This window comes from Sorangium sp. So ce302, from assembly GCF_051530145.1.
Lineage (GTDB): Bacteria > Myxococcota_A > Polyangia > Polyangiales > Polyangiaceae > Sorangium > Sorangium cellulosum_B.
Genome location: NZ_CP150326.1, coordinates 12479565 through 12497511 on the forward strand (window position 1 = coordinate 12479565; position 17947 = coordinate 12497511).

Genomic DNA, 17947 nt, shown 5'->3' on the forward strand with positions numbered 1-17947 from the left:
TTCCTGGTGGAATCACGCAGTGCTCGCGCCAAGGCCGCGCTGGATGAACTGGACCGCCTGCTGGGCGAGGCGACGGCGGCGCTTCGGGCCGAGCTGCTTTCGCAGCGCGTCGGAGGCCAGCACGTCGTGGAGCTCGGCCCCGAGCTCCTGGAGCACCGCCTCGGTGAGCCCGGGGCCGATGACGGCGGCGACCAGCCGGGTCGCCACCTCGAGGCTCGTGTCGGTGGAACGGACGGCGCCGCTCGCGATGCCCTCCGCGAGCAGGGCCCGGAGCTCCGCGGCGCCGGCCTCGCAGATGGCCTTGTGGAGGCCGCGGACCTCGACCGTGGCGGTCGGGTCGGTGGCCGCGGCCGACAGGCGGGCGAGGCGCGGGTGCTCCACGAGGAACGCCATGCCGCGCTCGATGTGGACCTCCAGGCGAGCCCAGAAGTCGCCCTCCGGGCACCCGGCGCCGAGGAACGCGCGCTTCTGTCGCGGCACCTCCTCGGTCAGGAGCCACCGGTAGAGATCGAGCTTGTCCTCGAAGTACTGGTAGAAGCTCCCCTTGGGGATGCGGGCGCGGCGCGCGATCTGCGAGAGCGAGGCCTCGGCGTAGGGGCGATCCGCGAACTCGGCGATCGCCTCGCGCACGAGGCGGTCCCGCCGCTCCTCGGGCAACCCAAAGAACGTGCTCTTCGGCATGCGACCGGTCAGTCATATGACCGATCGGTCGCATCGTCAAGGCGGGGCCGGGCGCGCCCCTGGCCGCTGTTCAGCGGTTCAGCACTGGGCATGCCCAGAGCACGACTAAGGAAATCCCTGAGCGCAACCCGGGAGTGCCCAGAGCGTGACCCCGATCCCAAACGGGCCTCGTCCCAAACGCGCCTCCGGCGTGGGTCGGCGCGCCTCCGGAGGAGGTGTGGTTCCAGGGAGAGGCCCCCTCTTTCGAGGTCACGAGATCGAGCCGAGCGTGACATCGAGCGACCCGCCTCATGGCCGACGACGCTGGGAAGCGTGACCGCGCTCCGCTCGAGCGAGGCGTTCATTTTGCATAGCGGGCCGGCGCACTCTCGTGCGGCCGTGCATTCCTGCAATGCACGGCACATCGATGGCGAAAACCTTCGCCGTCAGCATTCCAGGCAGACGCCGCGGGCGTTCGCGCCGACGCGCGCCTGCAGCGTTCTCGTCTCCACGGCTCGCTCCATCCGGAGCGCAGCGGGGGCGGCCCCGGGTCACGCGCTATGCCTTCACGGATGAAACCCGAGTCGACTGCATCTTGCATTGCTGCACAGTCGCTCGCGATAGACGACGTCGATCATCCAGAGATCGTTGCGCTCATTGATCGCAACGCATCATCTATCGGATGGCCATCGAGGTGTCGCTCGGGGGGCAGGTGATGTTCTCGGCGCCTGCTGGAGCGGCGCGGGTCGCAGACGCTCAAATGTATTTTTATTCACGCGGCATGTTGTGGCGGCTCGGCCATCGGATTGAAGTGTTGGAAGATTCGTTGTCCGGGTGCCTCGAGCACGACGAGGTCGTCGTGTGAAGTCCGCAAATAAGAATACAGTTGCGCATTCGTCCGTATGGTATAGGATGCTGTCATCAGATGGAGGAGCACCCACGAACCATCGGACCCCTGCAGCCATGAAGAGAGCCTAGCGGCTCTCTCGCTTGCTCTGGTCTCATGATGCACCGGGAGATGCCCTGGAAGCAGTTCAGGCGCTCGTGAGTCGCATGCTCGCATCCTGGCGGGCGTAGCGACGACCGAGGAGTGCAGCCGTGTCCTGCGGACGCCGAGCGTTGGCTCGGGCCGCGTGGCGGCTGTTCAGCGCCCTGCTCGCGGGAGATGCGCCCAGGTGACCACGCGCTGGAGCATCGCGGAAACGCGGCTTGCGGGTTCCGTCTCGTGCTCCTTTCAGCGCTAGGGGCCAGCTGTCTCAGGGCAGCACCGAATCGACGCCATCGCGTCGCCCAGCGCGCCATCCGACGCAGCACCCCACTCCAGGCTTATCGACGTGTGCCGCCATGGCGTTGCGGCTGCGTCCTGCCTTCGCCACAGGAAGAGCGCAATGACTCGACTTAATTTGTTCGCCCCCGAGGTCCGAGAGAACCCGTACCCCTTCTACGCGGCGCTGCGCCGCGAGTCGCCCGTGTGTCAGGTGGACCCCAACGGGATGTGGGTGGTCACCCGGTATGATGACATCGTGGCGGCGTTCAAGAACACGCAGGTGTTCTCGTCCGCGGGGCTGCGCGTCGCGTCGGAGCCGCCCTACCTGCGGCGAGATAATCCGCTGTCCAGATCGTTGCTACTCGCGGACCCGCCGCGGCACGGCCAGCTGCGCAGCCTCATCAACCGCGCATTCACCGCCGCGACAGTGGCCTCGCTGGAGCCGCAGATGCGCTCCACGGCCGCGCAGCTCGTCGACGACCTGGTGAAGCGCCGCGCGGCCGACTTTCTCTCCGATCTGGCGCTTCGCGCGCAGGTCAGCGTCCTCGCCAGGCTGATCGGCTTTGACTCAGCGCTGGAGCGGCACTTCAAGCGATGGACGACTGACCTCGTCAGCGTCGGCGCCGTATCTCCAGAAGATCATGCGCGGCTCGACGAGGTGCGTAGGACCATCGATGAGATGGAGCAGTACATGCTGGGCCTGCTGGCGAGCCGCCGGCGGAAGATGGAGAACGACCTGGTCAGCGAGCTGCTCCGGTCCCGGACGGACGACGATGGGACCACGGACCAGGACCTCGTAGCCCTCCTCTTCCTGCTCCTCGTGGCAGGGCTCGAAACGGCGATAGCGCTGATGACCCAGATGGTGTTGATCCTCGCCCAGCGCCCGACGTGGATGGATCGCCTGCGCGCGGAGCCGGCGCTCATCCCGCGCTTCATCGACGAAGTCCTGCGCTTCGAGCCGCCGGTGCATGCCACGATGCGCCTGACCCTCGCCGAGACGGAGCTCGGCGGTACGCGTCTGCCCGCCCACGCCGTCGTTGCGCTGCTCATCGGCTCCGGTCTGCGTGATGAGACGAAGTTCCAGGAGGCGGATCGCTTCAACCCAGAGCGCCGCGACCAGGCCAACCTGGCGTTCGGACATGGTGCCCACTTCTGTCTCGGGGTCTTCCTGGCCAAGACGCAGGCCCGCGTGATGCTCGAGGAGCTGCTCCGCCGATGCCACCGAGTCGCGCTTGCTGCTGACCGTCTTGAATGGAATGTGTTCCTCAACACCCGCTGCCCGATGGCGCTACCCATCGAGGTGGTTCCAGCGTCATCTCCTGCCACACGCGAGTCGCCAGTCGTTCAGGGGATCTGGTAGGGCATGTGCCGTTGCGAATAGGCCTCTACTCCATGGAACCGTCTTGTGGTGGAGTTCGTCATGTCATCCGATCGAACTAGCGTCGTCGTCAGCAAGCGCGATGCTGGTGCATTCGAATATCCGTTCTCTGCGTCGTGTCACCCCGGGAGAGAGATCGCTGAGCAAAGGACCCTGGCGTGGGTTCGCCGATTGCGGCTGGTGCCAGACGGTCGGTCGCTTTCGCGTCTCAAGGCGACGAACTTCTCCCACCTGGCGGCATGGCTCTTGCCGTCCGCGAGCACGCAGACGCTCCAGCTGGCATCGGACTTCACGGCCGCGCTGTTCCTCCTGGATGATGCGTACGACGAGGGGCAGCTCAGCACGGACCCGGAATCCGTCGAGTGGCTCAATGAGAAGTACCTGGGTGAGCTCTTCGGGTACACCGAGGCGGACATGAGCGATCCCCTGACGCGCGGGATGCTCGACGTACGTGAGCGCATCCGACGCAGTCATCCGCACTTCTTCCTGAATCGCTGGCTCTCGCACTTTCAGTACTACTACGAGGCCAACCTGTGGGAGGCGAATAACCGGAAGCAGATGAGGGTGCCGCATCTTGAAGAATATTTGATGATGCGGCGCTACAGCGGAGCTGTCTATACCTACTGCGACCTGCTCGAGCTGCTGCTCGAACGGCCGCTGCCGCTCGAGGTCGTCCAGCACCCGTTGATTCAGACGGTTCGAGACATCTGTAATGACATCCTCTGCTGGACGAACGACTACTTCTCGCTCGGGAAGGAGCTGACCAACGGCGAGACGCACAACCTGATCGTCGTCCTCCGGAACGAGTGCGTGAGCACGCTGGAAGAGGCGATCGACCGGCTCAAGGACATGCACGACCGCCGGGTCGCGGAGTACCAAGGCGTGAAGGAGAAGGTGCTCGCGCTCTGGGCGGACGACGAGATCCGCCTCTACCTGGACGCGGTCGAGGCCATGATCGCCGGAAATCAGCGCTGGGCGCTCGAGGCCGGTCGTTATTCTGGACTAGAGAGTTTGATCGTGCGCGCTGGATGAAGGCGAAGGAGCCTACCGGGCGCGCGCTTGCATGGCGCCTCGCCCGGCGCCGTGAGAGAGGGTGCTGCTCAGGCGTGCAATCTCGTCGAGGTCCGCCGCATCGCGTAGGCGATACCCGCCTTGAGATTGGAGCGGGTCTCTATCGAGCCGAGGTCCACGCCGAGCGCGACCAAGCTCTGCGCCACCGCAGGGCGGAGCCCCGTCAAGATAGCCTTGCTTCCGAGCAGTCCCACCGCCTGGGCCAAGCTCATCAGCCGGCTCGCGACGCTCGTGTCCACGCTCTTGACCCCCGTGACGTCGACGATCACGACCTTCGCCGCGCTGGACGCGACCCCTTGCATCGCGGTTTCAATCATCTGCGCCGCCCGTCTTTCATCGATCGTCCCGATGATCGGCATCACCATGACCTGATCGGTGATCGGTATGCAGGGTGTTGATAGCTCGAAGAGCCGATCCCGCTGCGTCTGAATGATGGCTTCCTGCATCTGGACGCGCTCTTCCTGCAGCCGGACCCGCTCCCCCAGCTCCACCTGCAGCTGGTCGTTGACGTCGCGGAGCTGCTCGTAGGACAGCCGGAGCTCCTCCGTGCGCGCGGCGACCTCCTGCTCGAGCCTCTCATAGAGCTTTGCGTTCTCGATGGAGATCGCGATCTGCGTCGAGAGGAGCTTCAGGAGATCGAGGCGATTCTGCGTGAACACGCCGGTGGACAGGTTGTTCTCGAGATAGAGCACGCCGACGAGCCGATTCTGACGGATGATCGGGGTGCAGATGACCGACTTCGGGCGCCTCTCCCGGATGTAAGGGTCGGCGGAGAACTTGGCCTCCTCCGTCGCATTGTCCAGCAGGACGCCTTTCTGGGTGCGCTGCACGTAGCTGACGATCGAGAGCGGCGCTCTGCTGAACGACACGACGGGCGTGGACTTGAGCACGTGAACTTGCTTTGGCTGAAAGGTCCCTTCCACCTCGACGAAGAGGGCATCGCCACGCGCCAGGGCCAGCATGCCGGACTGCGCTCCGAGGTTCTCGAGCACGATCGTCATGAGGTTTTCCAGGAGCCTCTCCAGGACGATCTCGCTCGCCACGGCCTGCGACGCCTTCACCACGCTGAGCAAGTCCAGGACCGCGTCATCGTGGGTGGACGTCTCCGTCACCGACGTCGATTGGTCTGGCCTCCCCTCGAGCCTCAGATGGGGGAACGCGGCGACGAGGCTCTGGCACTTCGCATCAGCGCCCCACAGCGCATAGCCCCGGTAGGCCATCGTCATGTAGTGCTGAGCGATCTCGCTCCGGCCCATTCCCCGGTAGAACGACGACGCAAGCTCACACCCCAGCGCCTCTTCCTGGATGTATCCGTGCTGTCGGGCTCCCTCGATCGCGCGATCGTAGAGGGCCATCGCCTCGATCATCGAGCGCCCCACACGAGCCAGCTCCGCGCTCACCAGGTCGTGCTTGTGCTGGTTGTTCTCGGGCGCGTGGCGCGCCCACATCCCGAGCTTCTGCTGGTTCGCGTCGACCTTGGAGAGCGCCGCGTCCTGCTCCTCCTTCGAGAGTCGATCGAAGGCCGCGAGGATGGCGAGCGAGCAGTAGAAGTTCTGCTGCACGACGGTGGCGAACCCCGCCACGTCCTGGTACTCCTCACGGGCGCGAAGGCACTCATAGGCGAGCTTCGGCTCGCCAAAGAGGTAGAGCAGCATGCCCTTCGCGAGGTGCAGTGAAAACAACGATATACTGTTGTGCACGAGACGAGGGATCATCGTCGTTTCGTCGAAGCTGTCGCCGACCAGGCGCAGCTTCTCCGCGGACGGATCTCGAAGGCTGCGCACGAGCTGCTTCCAGATCTTCACGTAATACAGCGGGTACTGCTGGTTGAGCTTCAGCGCGAGCTCGATGGAATGTGTCATTCGTTGCTCGGTCGTCCCCAGCTCTTCCCCGGTAAGGAAGGAATATGTGGGGTGCTGACAGGCGCTGTACCCGACGTACTCGATGTCTCCCGTCTCCAGTCCGACCTGAACCGCATGACGCGCCGGTTGGGTCGTCTCTTTCAGGTGACGCTTCCAGTGGTGAATGGCGATGTAATTGAGCGTATAGATCTTGGATTCGAGCTCGATCGCCCCGAAGCGCTGGATGAGATCGATCGCCAGCTGTCCCAGCGCGAACCCCTGGTCTATATTGTTCATGAAGCTGCACTGGATGTGGCCGTAGATCGCACAGGCGTATGCCGCGGAAGGTGAGATTCCGTGCTGTACGCAGATGTTCATCAGGGTGAATGCGATCAGCGGGACGAACTGGGGCTTCGCCATGAGGGCGGCCGGCAAGGAAGAGACGAGGATGCGGTTCGCGGCGAGCATTCGCCGATCGACGAGCACCGGCAGGTCCGCCAGGCGAGGTATGTCGATGTCAGCGGGCGGCGCCTCGCAGAGCGGTACCTCGAGCATGGCGAGCACGGCCAGGGCGATGTCGAGAGCCTCCGCCAGCCGATGCTGCGACATGTAAAATTGAATACGCGTCTCGTAGACCCGGATCGTCTCCAGTACGTCCCTTGCATGGTCCACGACGATCTTCGCGCAGGCCTCTGCTCGGTCGAAGTTGATCGTCAGGTACTCCAGCTCGACGAGATCCGTGTAGATGGCGAGCGACAGCTCGTAATTCGTCTCCCACGAGTCCTCGGGCAAGAACGCCGCGGCCGCGCGGAGGCACTGCACCCCGGGGCCGTACGCCGTGGAGCGCCTCGCCTTCTGTCCGGCTCTCAGGTTGAGCGTCGCGGCCTCCTCGCGCTCCTGCCTGTCCACGATCCTCTTTGCCCCCATGTTGAGGTGCATCACGATGTCGTAGATCCGGTCCTCGACGGACGCGGGAGGGCTCTCTCCGAGGATGAGCCGCCCCAGCTCCAGGTGGATCCGCTCCTGCTCGCCCTCCGTGAGCAGCTTGTAGGCCGCCTGCTGCACGCGGTCGTGGAGGAACTTGAACGTGACCGCGCCCTCGTCCGCGTCGTCGAGGAAGCGCGCGATCCCGTACTCACCGTCGACGGGCACGACGAGCCCTGCGTCGAGCGCGCCCCAGAGGTCCTCGTCGGTCGCGCGCCGGTTCTTCTGGTGGATGAGGGCGAGCATCCTCAGATCGAACTGGTTGCCGATGCACGCGGCGAGCTTCAAGACCCGCTGCGTCGCCTCGCCCAGGCCCTGTATCCGGCGGACCATCAGGTCGACGACGTTGTCCGCGACCTTCATCCGCTGGATGTCGGCGATGTTCCATCGCCAGGCGCCCGTCTCCGAGCTGAAGCGCAGGTGGCCTTCGCGGCAGACGCTCTCGAGGTACTGGATGGTGAAGAACGGGTTCCCGTGCGTCTTGGCGAAGATGACACCCGAGAGCTCGCGACACTCCTCCGGAGGCGCGTCGAGCGTGTCCGACACGAGCTGGTTGACGTGATCGGGCCCGAGCGGCGTCAGCGTGATCGTGCGCACGCGGGCCTCGCTCTTCCGGAGCGCGCCCAGCATCATCGTCAGCGGGTGCGCGTCGTCGACCTCGTTGTCGCGGTACGATCCGATCAGCAAGAGGTGGCGGATGTCCGGGTCCTCCAGGAGCACGCTGAGGAGGTTCAAGGACCCCGTGTCGGCCCACTGGAGATCGTCGAGGAACAGCACGAGCGCCCGCGTCTTCAGCGCGATCGCGCCGATGAAGTTCCGGAACGTCAGGTTGAAGCGGTTCCGCGTCTCCATCGAGCCCAGCGGCGGGACGGGCGGCTGCTCGCCGATGATGAGCTCGATCTCCGGGATCACCTCGGCGATGACCCGCCCGTTCGGAGAGACGGCCGCGAGGATCCTCGCCCTCCAGTCGGCGAGCTCATTCCTGCTCTCGGTGAGGATCTGCCGGACGATCTCCCGCAGCGCCGCGAGCACGGCCGCGTACGGGACGTTGCGCGTGAACTGGTCGAACTTGCCAGCGGCGAAGTAGCCCGCCTCCTTCGCGATCGGCTTGTGGATCTCGTTGACGACCGCCGACTTGCCCACGCCGGAGTAGCCGGCCACGAGGACGAGCTCCGAGCGGCCACCCTCCGCCGCCTCCGGACCAGACCCGCTGATGGCCCTGAAGGCCGCCATCAACGCGCCGACCTCGCCCTGCCGACCATACAGCTTCTGCGAGATCTGGAGCCGCGTGGGCTTGTCCCGCCTCCCCGGCACGAAGTCCTCCGCCGGCGCTCCTTGCTCCAGCATGTCGAGGCAGGCCTTCAGATCGGCCTTCAGGCCGAAGGTGCTCTGATACCGCTCTTCCGCCGTCTTCGAGAGCAGCTTCATGATCACGCGGGAGAGCGCCTCCGGGATCGCCGGCCGGATCAGGTGCGGCGCGACAGGCGTCTTCGCGATGTGATGGTGCACGAGCTCCAGCGGATCCGTCGTCTCGAACGGGAGGCGCCGCGTCGTGAGCTCGTAGAGCGTGACCCCGAGGGAGTAATAATCCGAGCGGAAGTCGATCGACCGGTTCATCCGACCCGTCTGCTCGGGCGAGATGTACTGCAGCGTGCCCTCGCCGACCGACCAGGGGTCGACCACCGCCGCGCGCTCCCCACGCAGGAGCGAGGCGATGGAGAAGTCCGTGAGCTTCGACGTGCGCACGTCGCTGTCGACGATGATGTTGCTCGGCTTGATGTCCTTGTGGACGATGTTCCGCTCATGGATCGCCCCGAGCGTGTCCGCGAGCTGGAGCGCTATCCTCACCGCCTGCGCGAGCCCGACGCCCTGCCCATTGCCGTCGATGATCGCCCGCAGCGAACGACCGGCGAAGTACTCCATGACGAGCGCGGCGTAATCGAGCCGGACCTCGAGCTCGTGGACCCGCACGACCCCATCGAGGTCGAGGTGCTTCGTGATCTCGTACTGGCGCTTCAGGATCGCCACGTTGCGGGTGCCATTGACGCCCTTCCGCGCGACCTTGATGACGCACATCTTGCCCGTGCTCTTCTTCCGGCCGAGATAGACGCTGCTGCGAGCACCATCGTGCAGCGTCTCGAGCAACTCGTGATTCAACAGCTCCACCATGACGGCGACCCCCCCTGGAGTGACAGGGCTATTTACCCAGCGCAGCGTTCAGTCGGTATCTCGGTCCGTGTCAAGCAGCAGTCCCCCGCTTCACGGCAGCTCCTCGGGGCGCTGAACTCAAGGACGGCGACAGGCGGTGGCGCGATCCGCCGAGGGAGCGAACGTGCTCGGCGGGGCGCATCGCCCTACGCAATCGAAACGGACGGGTTGTGTCAAGGTCGAACCGCCGCGGCGCCGCACGCGGATCGAGCGCTCCCGGCGGGCTCCGCCGCCGAGACGCCGCGCGTCAGGCGAGCGGCGCACGACTCGCTCCGACGATTGGGCCGACGCTCGGAAGCAAATGTGACAACAGCGTCGCCTCGCCGCCCGGATGCACGGCGCTCCGTGGCGCAGAGGGCCGTCGGATGTGCATCACGCGATGACGCCTTCACGAGGCGAGGAGCCACGGTGCACGGGGCACACGCCCGTGCCGGGAACGGCCAAGGTGCGCCAGATGGAGAGGGATCTCCTTAGGGAAGTGCCTGAGACGCGCGGCGCCTTCCCTCATCGATAAGCCATTGAAATGCGCAACGATCGGCCCCTGACAGGGGAGTAAGGAGACGCCTGAACGATTGACCGTTGCCATCTCGTCCCGACAACATGCGTCGCCCGGCGGGCGACAACGTGGGTCGGGTGGGTCGGTCGACGCGGGCGTGGCTCGCTGTCGGGGCCGCCACCCGGCGGCGCTCCCGAGCGCGCCGTGGCGCCGGTCTGCCGGTCCGGAGCAGGCCATGGAGCCCGCCCGTTGTGGGATGGGCGGGCGTCGCGTGAGCCGATGTGGGGAGCGCGGCGACCCGCCGGCGCTACTTCCCGGCGGCCGCCTCGGAGCCGGGTCGCCGAGGCTCCCGCGCGCCGGCGAACGCGCCGCCCTCGCGGCCGATCGACGGCGCGTCGGCGATGTGCCCGCGATCGTCGAGGGTGTGGCCCATTGCGCCGAGCGCGCTCCTCAGCTCGTCGGGGAAGCCGCCCTGCTCGACGAACAGCTTGTCGGGGTAGTCCTGGTGGTGGAAGCGCGGCGCGTTGACCCCCGTGGTCACGTCGAAGCCGAAGTCGACAACGTTCGAGAGGATCTGGAACACCGCAGTGAGGATCGTCGGGCCGCCCGCGGCGCCGAGCACGAGCTCCACGCGGCCGTCCTTCCCGGTCACGATCGTCGGCGACATCGACGAGAGCATGCGCTTGCCGGGCGCGATGGAGTTGGCCTCCCCCTGCACAAGACCGAACTGGTTCGGGGTGCCGGGCACGGCGGCGAAGTCATCCATCTCGTTGTTCAGCACGAATCCGGCGCCGGTCACCGTCACCCCCGAGCCGTACCAGCCGTTCAGCGTCGTGGTCAGCGCGACGGCGTTGCCCTGCGCGTCGACCACCGAGAAATGCGTCGTGTGCGGGCCGCGCCCGCCCGAGTCCTTGACCGCCGCGCCGCGGGCGAGCTCGTCGGTCGGCGTCGCGCGGTCCGCCGCGATCGTGGCGCGCTGCTTCTCGGCCCACGCGACCGAGAGCAGCTCCTCCACCGGGTTCTTCACGAAATCGGGATCCCCGAGGACCTCGTTGCGCGCGAGGAACACCCGCCGCATCGCCTCGGCGACCACGTGCACGTGCGACGGCGAGTGCCAGCCGAGCTTGGCGACGTCGAGCCCCTCCAGCTGGTGCGCGATCATCGCGAGGGCGAGGCCGCCCGACGACGGGAGCGGCATGGAGGCGACGCGGCGCCCGCGGTACTCGAAGACGACGGGCTCGCGCCACTTCGCCTTGTAGCCCTTGAGGTCCGCGGCCGTGATGATGCCCTTGCCCCGCCGCATCTCGGCCACGAAGAGCTCGGCGGTCTTGCCCTCGTAGAAGCCCGCGGGCCCCTTCTCCGCGATGCGCTCGAGCGTCGCCGCGAGCTCGGGCGATTTCCACGTCGCGCCGATCTCGATGGGCGCGCCGCCCGGCAGGAACAGCGCGACCGACGCCGGGAAGCGCTTGAGCTTGCTCGACGCGGCCTTGACCGTCGTCGCGAAGTTCTCGTCGACCGAGAAGCCCTCCTTCGCGAGCCGGATCGCGGGCGCGACGAGCTCGGCCCAGGTCTTCTTCTTGGAGCCGAGCTTGTCGTACGCTTCCCAGAGCCCCGCCACGCTGCCGGGCACGCCGACCGCGAGGTGGCCGACGCGCGCGCTCTCCGTGGCCTTGCCGTCCTTGCCCCGGTACATGTCGTGGGTCGCCTTGCCCGGCGCGGTCTCGCGGAAGTCGAGCGCGTGCTCCTTGTCGCCGACGCGCGCGACCATGAACCCGCCGCCGCCGAGGTTGCCGGCCGTCGGGTGCACCACGGCCAGCGCGAACGCCGTCGCGACCGCCGCGTCGACGGCGTTGCCGCCCGAGGCGAGGACCTCCGCGCCCACCTTCGTGGCGAGGGCGGCGTCGCTCGTGACCATCGAGGGGCCCCGCACCGGCGGCGCGCCCTCGGGGTAAGGCCACCCGGCGGGGAACCGCGACGCCGGCGTGGCCGGCGCGGCCGGCGCGGGCGCAGGCGCCGAGGCGGGGGCGGCGTTCGGCGACGGGGGCGGGGGCGGCGCGGGCGGAGGGGGCGGGACGGCGGCCTCGCAGCCCGCGAGGAGCACGACGGCGAGCAATCGATGCCAGGCACGGAGCTTCATCGCGGCGGCTTATAGCCCAGGCCCCGCGCCGCTCGAAGGCCAGAGGCGCGGCCGCGCGAGCGCGGCCGGAGGGTTCTCCACGGTGATCCGTCACAGCTGTTCGGGCATCTGCTGATCAGCTGTACCGCTCTCTGGCGAACGGGAGAGCGACGCGCCGTACAGGGCGCGTGGAGCATGGGCTCGTACCGAGGCGCCCGGGGACGCCTCCTGGCGCCGCGAAGTGATCGGTCTTGGTCGTTGGCTTGGGGGCTTCGCCCCGCTTGGGTATGATCGGCCCCGGATGTTTCCGACGGAGCCCGCTCCCGAGACGATTGGGGCCTACAAGATTCTCCGGCGCCTGTCCGGTTCTGGGCCTACCAGCGTCTATCTCGGGCGACTGGATGGGCCGCTCGGGTTTCGCCGCGTCTGCGTGCTGAAGCTCGTCCCGAATACCGCCGAGGGTGATCCGCGCTTCGCCGACGAGCTCGCCCGCGAGGCGTCGATCTGCGCGACGATGAACCACCCGGCGATCGTGCGGATGTTCGACTTCTTCGAGCACGCCGGCCGGCTCGTGCTCGTGCTCGAGCACGTCGAGGGCGTGAACCTCAATCGGCTGCACCAGCACATCGCGGCGCGGCAGCAGAAGCTCGCCGACGCGGCGGTCTACTACCTGGTCCACTGCATCGCCGGGGCGCTCGCGCACGCGCACGGGTCCGTCGATGAGCACGGCAGCCCCACGCCGATCATCCATCGCAACCTCCACCCGGAGAACATCGTGATCGGGTGGGACGGGCAGGTGCGGCTGACGGGGTTCGGCATCGGCAAGATCCTCGGGCGCACGCCGGATACGATCGCGGGCGTGGTCAAGGGCGCGCCGGGCTACATGGCGCCCGAGCAGGCGCGCGCCGAGCGCGTCACGGTGAAGGCCGATATCTATGGCGTGGGGCTCCTGCTCTGGTCGTTGCTCACGGGGCGGCGGCCGCCCGCGGACGGCACGCGACCGCAGGCGATCGCCACGATCCGGCCGGAGATCCCGCGCCCGATCGTGGCGCTGCTCGACACGGCCCTCGCGCCGGCGCCGGACGATCGGAAGATCACCGTTCACGAGATCGAGCAGGCGCTCGCGAAGGTCGCTCGCCCGGAGAAGGGGAAGGCCGAGCTCGTGACGCGCGTGCAATCGGCGCACGCGACGATCGAGATCGAGGACGCGGATCACGAGGAGGACCGGCGGCCGACGATCCCGGTCAAGGGCAAGGGAGGTCAGACCGCGAGGCCCGCGGCGGACGCGGCGAAGCGGCTCGCGAAGGATCTCTTTGCCAGGGATCAGGCGGCCAGGGACGGCGGCGCCGCGAGGCTGCGGACTCCCGGCGCGCAGGCGAAGACCGCGCCTCCCTCGGCGGGGGCGTCCGAGGCGCTGATCGGGTCGGCTCGGCAGGACGGCAAGGCGTCGATCGGCGCGCCCGAGCCGATCACGATCCCGGTGCCGGCGGCGTCCGAGGTGAGGGGCGACGGCGCGAAGGGCGTCGAGGGACGAAGGCCCGCGCTGCCGGATCGCGAGACGTTCGGCCGCCTGTTCGAGGCGTCGAAGCGCGCGGCGGAGCGCGACGCGGCGGCGGCCGAGGAGGGGCCGCCGGAGGGCGGGCCGCCGACGTTGACCGAGGTCGATCCGATATTCGAGGAGGACGGCACGACGATGCCTGGCACGGGCGCGGAGGCGGCCCGCTTCGTGCCGACCCCCTCGGTGATCCCGGAGGCGATCCGCTTCGGTCCGCCGCCGGCCCTCCCGGCGGATCTCGCGCCCGCGTTCCTGGGTGCGCCGCCCAAGCCGCCTTCCGGCTCGCCGGTGACCCCCTCTGGCGTGACCGTGCCGATGGGCGCGTCGGGCCTGACGCCGCCCGGGGTGACGGTGCCAGTGGATGGCTCATCGGGCCTGACGCCGCCCGGGGGCGTGCCGTACCCGAGGCCGAGCGCGGACGGCCGCGGCGGCTCTCCCGGGGAGTCGTCGCCCCCAGCGGGCGCGTCGTCGCGGCGCCCGCGGCTGCCCGGGCTGCCATGGCAAGCGCCGCGTTCGCTGTCGCCTGTCGGGACGATCGCGGTGTCGGCGATCACGGCGACGGTGGTGGCGGGGCTCTGGATCTACGTGGCGCGGCGCGATCGGCCCGAGCCGGCTGTCGCGGTGGAGCTGGCGCCCGCGATCGTCGAGCCCGTCGCCGCGGCGGCGTCCGCGGCGAGCGAGTCGCCCCCCACGAAGAAGGCTCCAGCAGGGAAGGCGCAGGCGGCGAAGACGCTTTCAGCAAAGGAGGCCGCGGCGGCGAAGGAGGCCGCCGCGAAGGAGGCCGCGGCGGCGAAGGAGGCCGCCGCGAAGGAGGCCGCGGCGGCGAAGGAGGCTGCCGCGAAGGAGGCCGCGGCGGCGAAGGAGGCCGCCGCGAAAGAGGCCGCGGCGGCGAAGGAGGCCGCGGCAAAGGATGCCGCGGCGGCGAAGGAGGCCGCGGCGAAGGAGGCCGCGGCGGCGAAGGAGGCCGCGAGCCAGGCGCGGCAGGGGGGCAATCCTGCGTCGCTGCCCAAGGATCAGGGCCTGCTCACGGTGGGGTTTCCGCAGCCGGGGGGCGTCTACATGACCGGCAAGTACGCGGGGGATGTGAACCAGGCGCTGGCCGTGCGCTGCGGCCGCTTCTTCGTGCGCGTCGGCCGGGCCGGGAAGACGAAGTTCCCCGAGTGGCTCAGCGCGGGTGTGACAGCGCAGGTGCCGTGCCAGGGGGCCACGAGCATCGATATCAAGCCGAGCGCACCGCCGAAGGCGAAGAAGAAGCGGTAGCCCGGGGCTCGGCGCCCAGGCCGCCTCGGCGCGGCGGCCGGAGCCCTCTGCGGCGATGGCGCAACGGCCGCGCGCTGCGCCCCTATTTCATACAGACCGCCTCCAGGTTGTTGCCGTCGGGGTCGTGCAGGAAAGCGGCATAATACGTCGGGCCGTAATCCGCGCGCACGCCGGGCTTGCCGTTGTCGCGGCCGCCGGCCGAAAGCCCCTCCCGGTAGAACCGATCGACCGCGGCATGATCCGCGGCGCGCAGGGCGATGTGCGCGCCGGGGCCCCGGGGGCCGTGGTCCACCTGCAGATAAAGGGCCGGAGCCCCCTCGGGACCGAAGCTCGCATAAGCCTCATCGCGGGCGCACAGCACGTGGCCGAGCGGCCCGAGCGCAGCGGCGTAGAAGCGAACGCTCGCCTCGATGTCCTTCACCTTCACTCCGATGTGATCGTACATGTTGCCTCCTCACGAGGAGGACCCACGAGAGGGCGCCTCCACGCCGGAGACGCTAGTGAGGGGTGCCCTGGCCCTCTTGGAGAATCTTGCGGTCGATGCGCGACGCGCCTCCACGACGCTCGGGGCGGCGCGCGCCGCTCAGGCGGAGTCGATCGTCCTCAGCAGGGCGTCGAGCTCGAACGGCTTGCTGAGCACCTCGCGCGCGTGCGCCGGCATCGGCTGCTTGATGTTCGACGCCGCGGTCATGATGACGACGGGGATCTCCTCCAGCGCGGGGACCGCGCAGAGCTCGTCGCACACCTTCCAGCCGTTCATCTTCGGCATCATCAGGTCGAGGAGGATCACTCCGGGCCGCTCGCCGTCGAGGAGCCGCTCGAGCGCCTCTCGCCCGCTGAAGAAAGGCGTCGCCTCATAACCGAGGTCGCGCAGCGTCTCGGCCAGGGTCGTCGCCAGATCCACGTCGTCATCGATGATCAGGACAGACTTGCTCATGTAGGAAGAGGGCGCTCGCTGGTGAATGTGGGCCGACGTCGAGTCCGCTCGGCGCGGAGATGCTGCCTCGCTGCCACAACATTGCATGGGCGCCCATTGCATTTGCTAGTCGGACGCCGCGCGGCCGCAAGGAGAAACGCGGCAGAGTCAGGCACATGTGCTCGTCTTGCGCGCTTGCCCGGCCGCTTCAGCGGGGAGCACGTCGCGCGCGTGCGTCGACCCGCGGCCTTGCTCTATGCTGTGGCGCCATGCTTGACACGCGGGAGTTGCCGCTCCTCCGGGCCCTCGCGGGCCGGTACCCGACGACCGAGGCCGCGCTCTCGGAGATCGGCCATCTCCGGGCGATCCTGTCGCTCCCGAAGGGCACGGTGCACGTGGTCAGCGACGTCCACGGCGAGCACAGGAAGCTGAAGCACATCATCAACAACGCCTCGGGGAGCCTGCGGCCGCTTGTCGAGCGGGTCTTCGGCGACCGGCTCACGGCGGCCGAGAAGCGCGCGCTGCTCTCGGTCGTCTACTACCCTCGCGAGAGGTATGCCCGCGTCGCGTCCCGCAGCGAGGCGGAGCGGCGGGCCTTCCTGCTCTGGACGCTCGCGCGCGAGGTCGAGGTCATCCGCGAGCTGTCGCTGCGCTACACGCTCCGCCAGGTCGAGGCGGCGTTCCCGGAGGACATGCGGGGCCTGCTCCGCGAGCTCGTCTCGGCGCGCGCCGCCCTCGGCGAGGGCGGCTACCTCGACGCGCTCATCGAGCCGTTCGTGCAGCACGGCCGCGAGATCGAGATCTTGCGCGCCACGGCGCGCGCCATCCGGAACCTGACGGTCTTCGAGCTCGTGGTGGCCGGCGATCTCGGCGATCGCGGTCCCCGGCTCGACAAGGTGATCGAGTACCTGATGCGCCAGCCGCGCGTGCGGGTCGCGTGGGGCAACCACGACGTGAGCTGGATGGGCGCGAGCCTCGGCCAGGAGGCGCTCATCGCCACGGTCGTCCGGCTCTCGCTGCGGTACGGGCGCCTGTCGCAGCTGGAAGAGGGCTTTGGCATCTCCGTGGCGCCGCTCGATCGGCTCGCGCGCACGGCCTACGCCGACGATCCGGCGGAGCGCTTCGCGGTCCGGGGCGAGGGGCTGCGCGACGCCCTGCTGATGGCGCGGATGCAGAAGGCCGCGGCCGTCCTCCAGTTCAAGCTGGAGGGGCAGCTCTGCCGGCGCCGCCCGGAGTACGCGCTCGAGCACCGCTGCCTGCTCCATCGCATCGACGCGCGCGCGGGCACGGTCGCGATCGACGGCGAGGTGTTCCCGCTGCTCGACGCGCGCTTCCCGACGCTCGACCCCGGCGATCCGTACGCGCTGACGCCGGACGAGTCGGCGTGCGTCGCCCTTCTGAAGGAGTCTTTCCTGAGGAGCCCGGCGCTGTCCCGCCAGATGCGCTGGATGGTGCAGCAGGGGACGACATGGCTCAGGCGCGACCGGGCGCTCATCTTCCACGGCTGTGTCCCGGTGGACGGCGAGGGCGAGCTCCTTCCTTTCGTGGTGGACGGCGAGGTTCGCCGCGGCAGGGCGCTGTTCGACGCGCTGGAGCGGACGGTGCGCCGGGCCTTCCGGGCGGGCGCGCAGGAGGACGTCGACATGCTCTGGTACCTCTGGACCGGGCCGCTCTCGCCCATGTTCGGCAAGGACCGGATGACGACGTTCGAGTCGTATTTCGTCGCCGACGAGAGGACGCACAGGGAGACGAAGAACCCTTATTTCCACCTGATCCACGACGCCGCGTTCTGCGGCCGGGTGTGCCGCGAGTTCGGTGTGGACGAGGAGCGCGGGCTCATCGTGAACGGGCACGTGCCGGTCCGGGTCGAGCGGGGGGAGTCGCCGATCAAGGCGTCGCGCCGCGCGGTGACGATCGACGGGGCGTTCTCGGAGGCGTACGGCGACAAGGGGTACACGCTCGTGCTCGAGGCGAGCGGGGCGCGGCTCGCGCAGCACCACCATTTCACGTCGGTCGAGCAGGCCGTCGAGGCGGGGGAGGACATCATCCCCGTGATCTCCGACGTGGAGGTCTACGAGGCCGAGCGCCGGGTGGGAGACACCGAGAAGGGGGAGGAGCTCGAGCGGGAGATCGAGATCCTGGAGCGGCTCATCGAGGCGTATCGGGACGGAGCGCTCCTCGAGCAGCCGAGGTGA

General features: G+C 68.5%; 10 protein-coding genes. 5 read left to right on the forward strand and 5 right to left on the reverse strand.

Going from position 1 to position 17947, the window contains the following annotated elements; genetic code table 11:
* Positions 1-12: 12 nt before the first annotated feature.
* Complete coding sequence (locus tag WME73_RS47190; protein ID WP_437742839.1) at positions 13-681, reverse strand: TetR/AcrR family transcriptional regulator; 669 nt, start codon at positions 679-681, stop codon at positions 13-15.
* Positions 682-1342: 661 nt separating this feature from the next.
* Here WME73_RS47190 and WME73_RS47195 point away from each other — a divergent pair.
* The 3 genes from WME73_RS47195 to WME73_RS47205 all read left to right on the forward strand — a co-directional run bounded on the left by WME73_RS47195 (position 1343) and on the right by WME73_RS47205 (position 4337).
* Positions 1343-1525 (forward strand): hypothetical protein, encoded by a 183-nt coding sequence (locus WME73_RS47195; RefSeq protein WP_437913884.1) that lies wholly within the window; start codon positions 1343-1345, stop codon positions 1523-1525.
* 523 nt (positions 1526-2048) lie between these two features.
* Entirely contained in the window at positions 2049-3287 is a 1239-nt protein-coding gene (locus tag WME73_RS47200; RefSeq protein ID WP_437917510.1) for a cytochrome P450, read from the forward strand.
* Positions 3288-3332: 45 nt separating this feature from the next.
* The gene (locus tag WME73_RS47205) at positions 3333-4337 is read left to right on the forward strand and encodes a terpene synthase family protein (RefSeq protein WP_437854799.1); all 1005 of its coding nucleotides are present in this window, start codon (positions 3333-3335) and stop codon (positions 4335-4337) included.
* 68 nt (positions 4338-4405) lie between these two features.
* Here WME73_RS47205 and WME73_RS47210 read toward each other — a convergent pair whose 3' ends face one another.
* On the reverse strand, positions 4406-9370 hold the full coding sequence (locus WME73_RS47210) for an AAA family ATPase (protein ID WP_437913885.1): 4965 nt from the start codon (positions 9368-9370) through the stop codon (positions 4406-4408).
* Positions 9371-10212: 842 nt separating this feature from the next.
* The gene (gene ggt, locus WME73_RS47215) at positions 10213-12042 is read right to left on the reverse strand and encodes a gamma-glutamyltransferase (RefSeq protein ID WP_437913886.1); all 1830 of its coding nucleotides are present in this window, start codon (positions 12040-12042) and stop codon (positions 10213-10215) included.
* Between the two features lie 280 nt (positions 12043-12322).
* Between ggt and WME73_RS47220 the strand changes: the two genes are divergently transcribed.
* On the forward strand, positions 12323-14836 hold the full coding sequence (locus WME73_RS47220; protein WP_437913887.1) for a protein kinase domain-containing protein: 2514 nt from the start codon (positions 12323-12325) through the stop codon (positions 14834-14836).
* Between the two features lie 82 nt (positions 14837-14918).
* Here WME73_RS47220 and WME73_RS47225 read toward each other — a convergent pair whose 3' ends face one another.
* Both WME73_RS47225 and WME73_RS47230 read right to left on the reverse strand, forming a co-directional pair.
* The gene (locus tag WME73_RS47225) at positions 14919-15281 is read right to left on the reverse strand and encodes a VOC family protein (RefSeq protein WP_437742844.1); all 363 of its coding nucleotides are present in this window, start codon (positions 15279-15281) and stop codon (positions 14919-14921) included.
* 138 nt (positions 15282-15419) lie between these two features.
* The gene (locus WME73_RS47230; RefSeq protein ID WP_437742845.1) at positions 15420-15773 is read right to left on the reverse strand and encodes a response regulator; all 354 of its coding nucleotides are present in this window, start codon (positions 15771-15773) and stop codon (positions 15420-15422) included.
* 248 nt (positions 15774-16021) lie between these two features.
* On the opposite strand from WME73_RS47230, the gene WME73_RS47235 reads away from it, so the two are divergent.
* Positions 16022-17947 (forward strand): fructose-bisphosphatase class III, encoded by a 1926-nt coding sequence (locus tag WME73_RS47235; RefSeq protein WP_437742846.1) that lies wholly within the window; start codon positions 16022-16024, stop codon positions 17945-17947.

Bases quoted from the DNA above. Each gene is read 5' to 3' on its own strand.
- WME73_RS47210 (WP_437913885.1), bottom strand. From the start codon at position 9,370: ATGGTGGAGCTGTTGAATCACGAGTTGCTCGAGACGCTGCACGATGGT.
- WME73_RS47190 (WP_437742839.1), bottom strand. From the start codon at position 681: ATGCCGAAGAGCACGTTCTTTGGGTTGCCCGAGGAGCGGCGGGACCGC.
- WME73_RS47195 (WP_437913884.1), top strand. From the start codon at position 1,343: ATGGCCATCGAGGTGTCGCTCGGGGGGCAGGTGATGTTCTCGGCGCCT.
- WME73_RS47225 (WP_437742844.1), bottom strand. From the start codon at position 15,281: ATGTACGATCACATCGGAGTGAAGGTGAAGGACATCGAGGCGAGCGTT.
- WME73_RS47220 (WP_437913887.1), top strand. From the start codon at position 12,323: ATGTTTCCGACGGAGCCCGCTCCCGAGACGATTGGGGCCTACAAGATT.
- WME73_RS47235 (WP_437742846.1), top strand. From the start codon at position 16,022: ATGCTTGACACGCGGGAGTTGCCGCTCCTCCGGGCCCTCGCGGGCCGG.
- WME73_RS47200 (WP_437917510.1), top strand. From the start codon at position 2,049: ATGACTCGACTTAATTTGTTCGCCCCCGAGGTCCGAGAGAACCCGTAC.
- WME73_RS47230 (WP_437742845.1), bottom strand. From the start codon at position 15,773: ATGAGCAAGTCTGTCCTGATCATCGATGACGACGTGGATCTGGCGACG.
- ggt (WP_437913886.1), bottom strand. From the start codon at position 12,042: ATGAAGCTCCGTGCCTGGCATCGATTGCTCGCCGTCGTGCTCCTCGCG.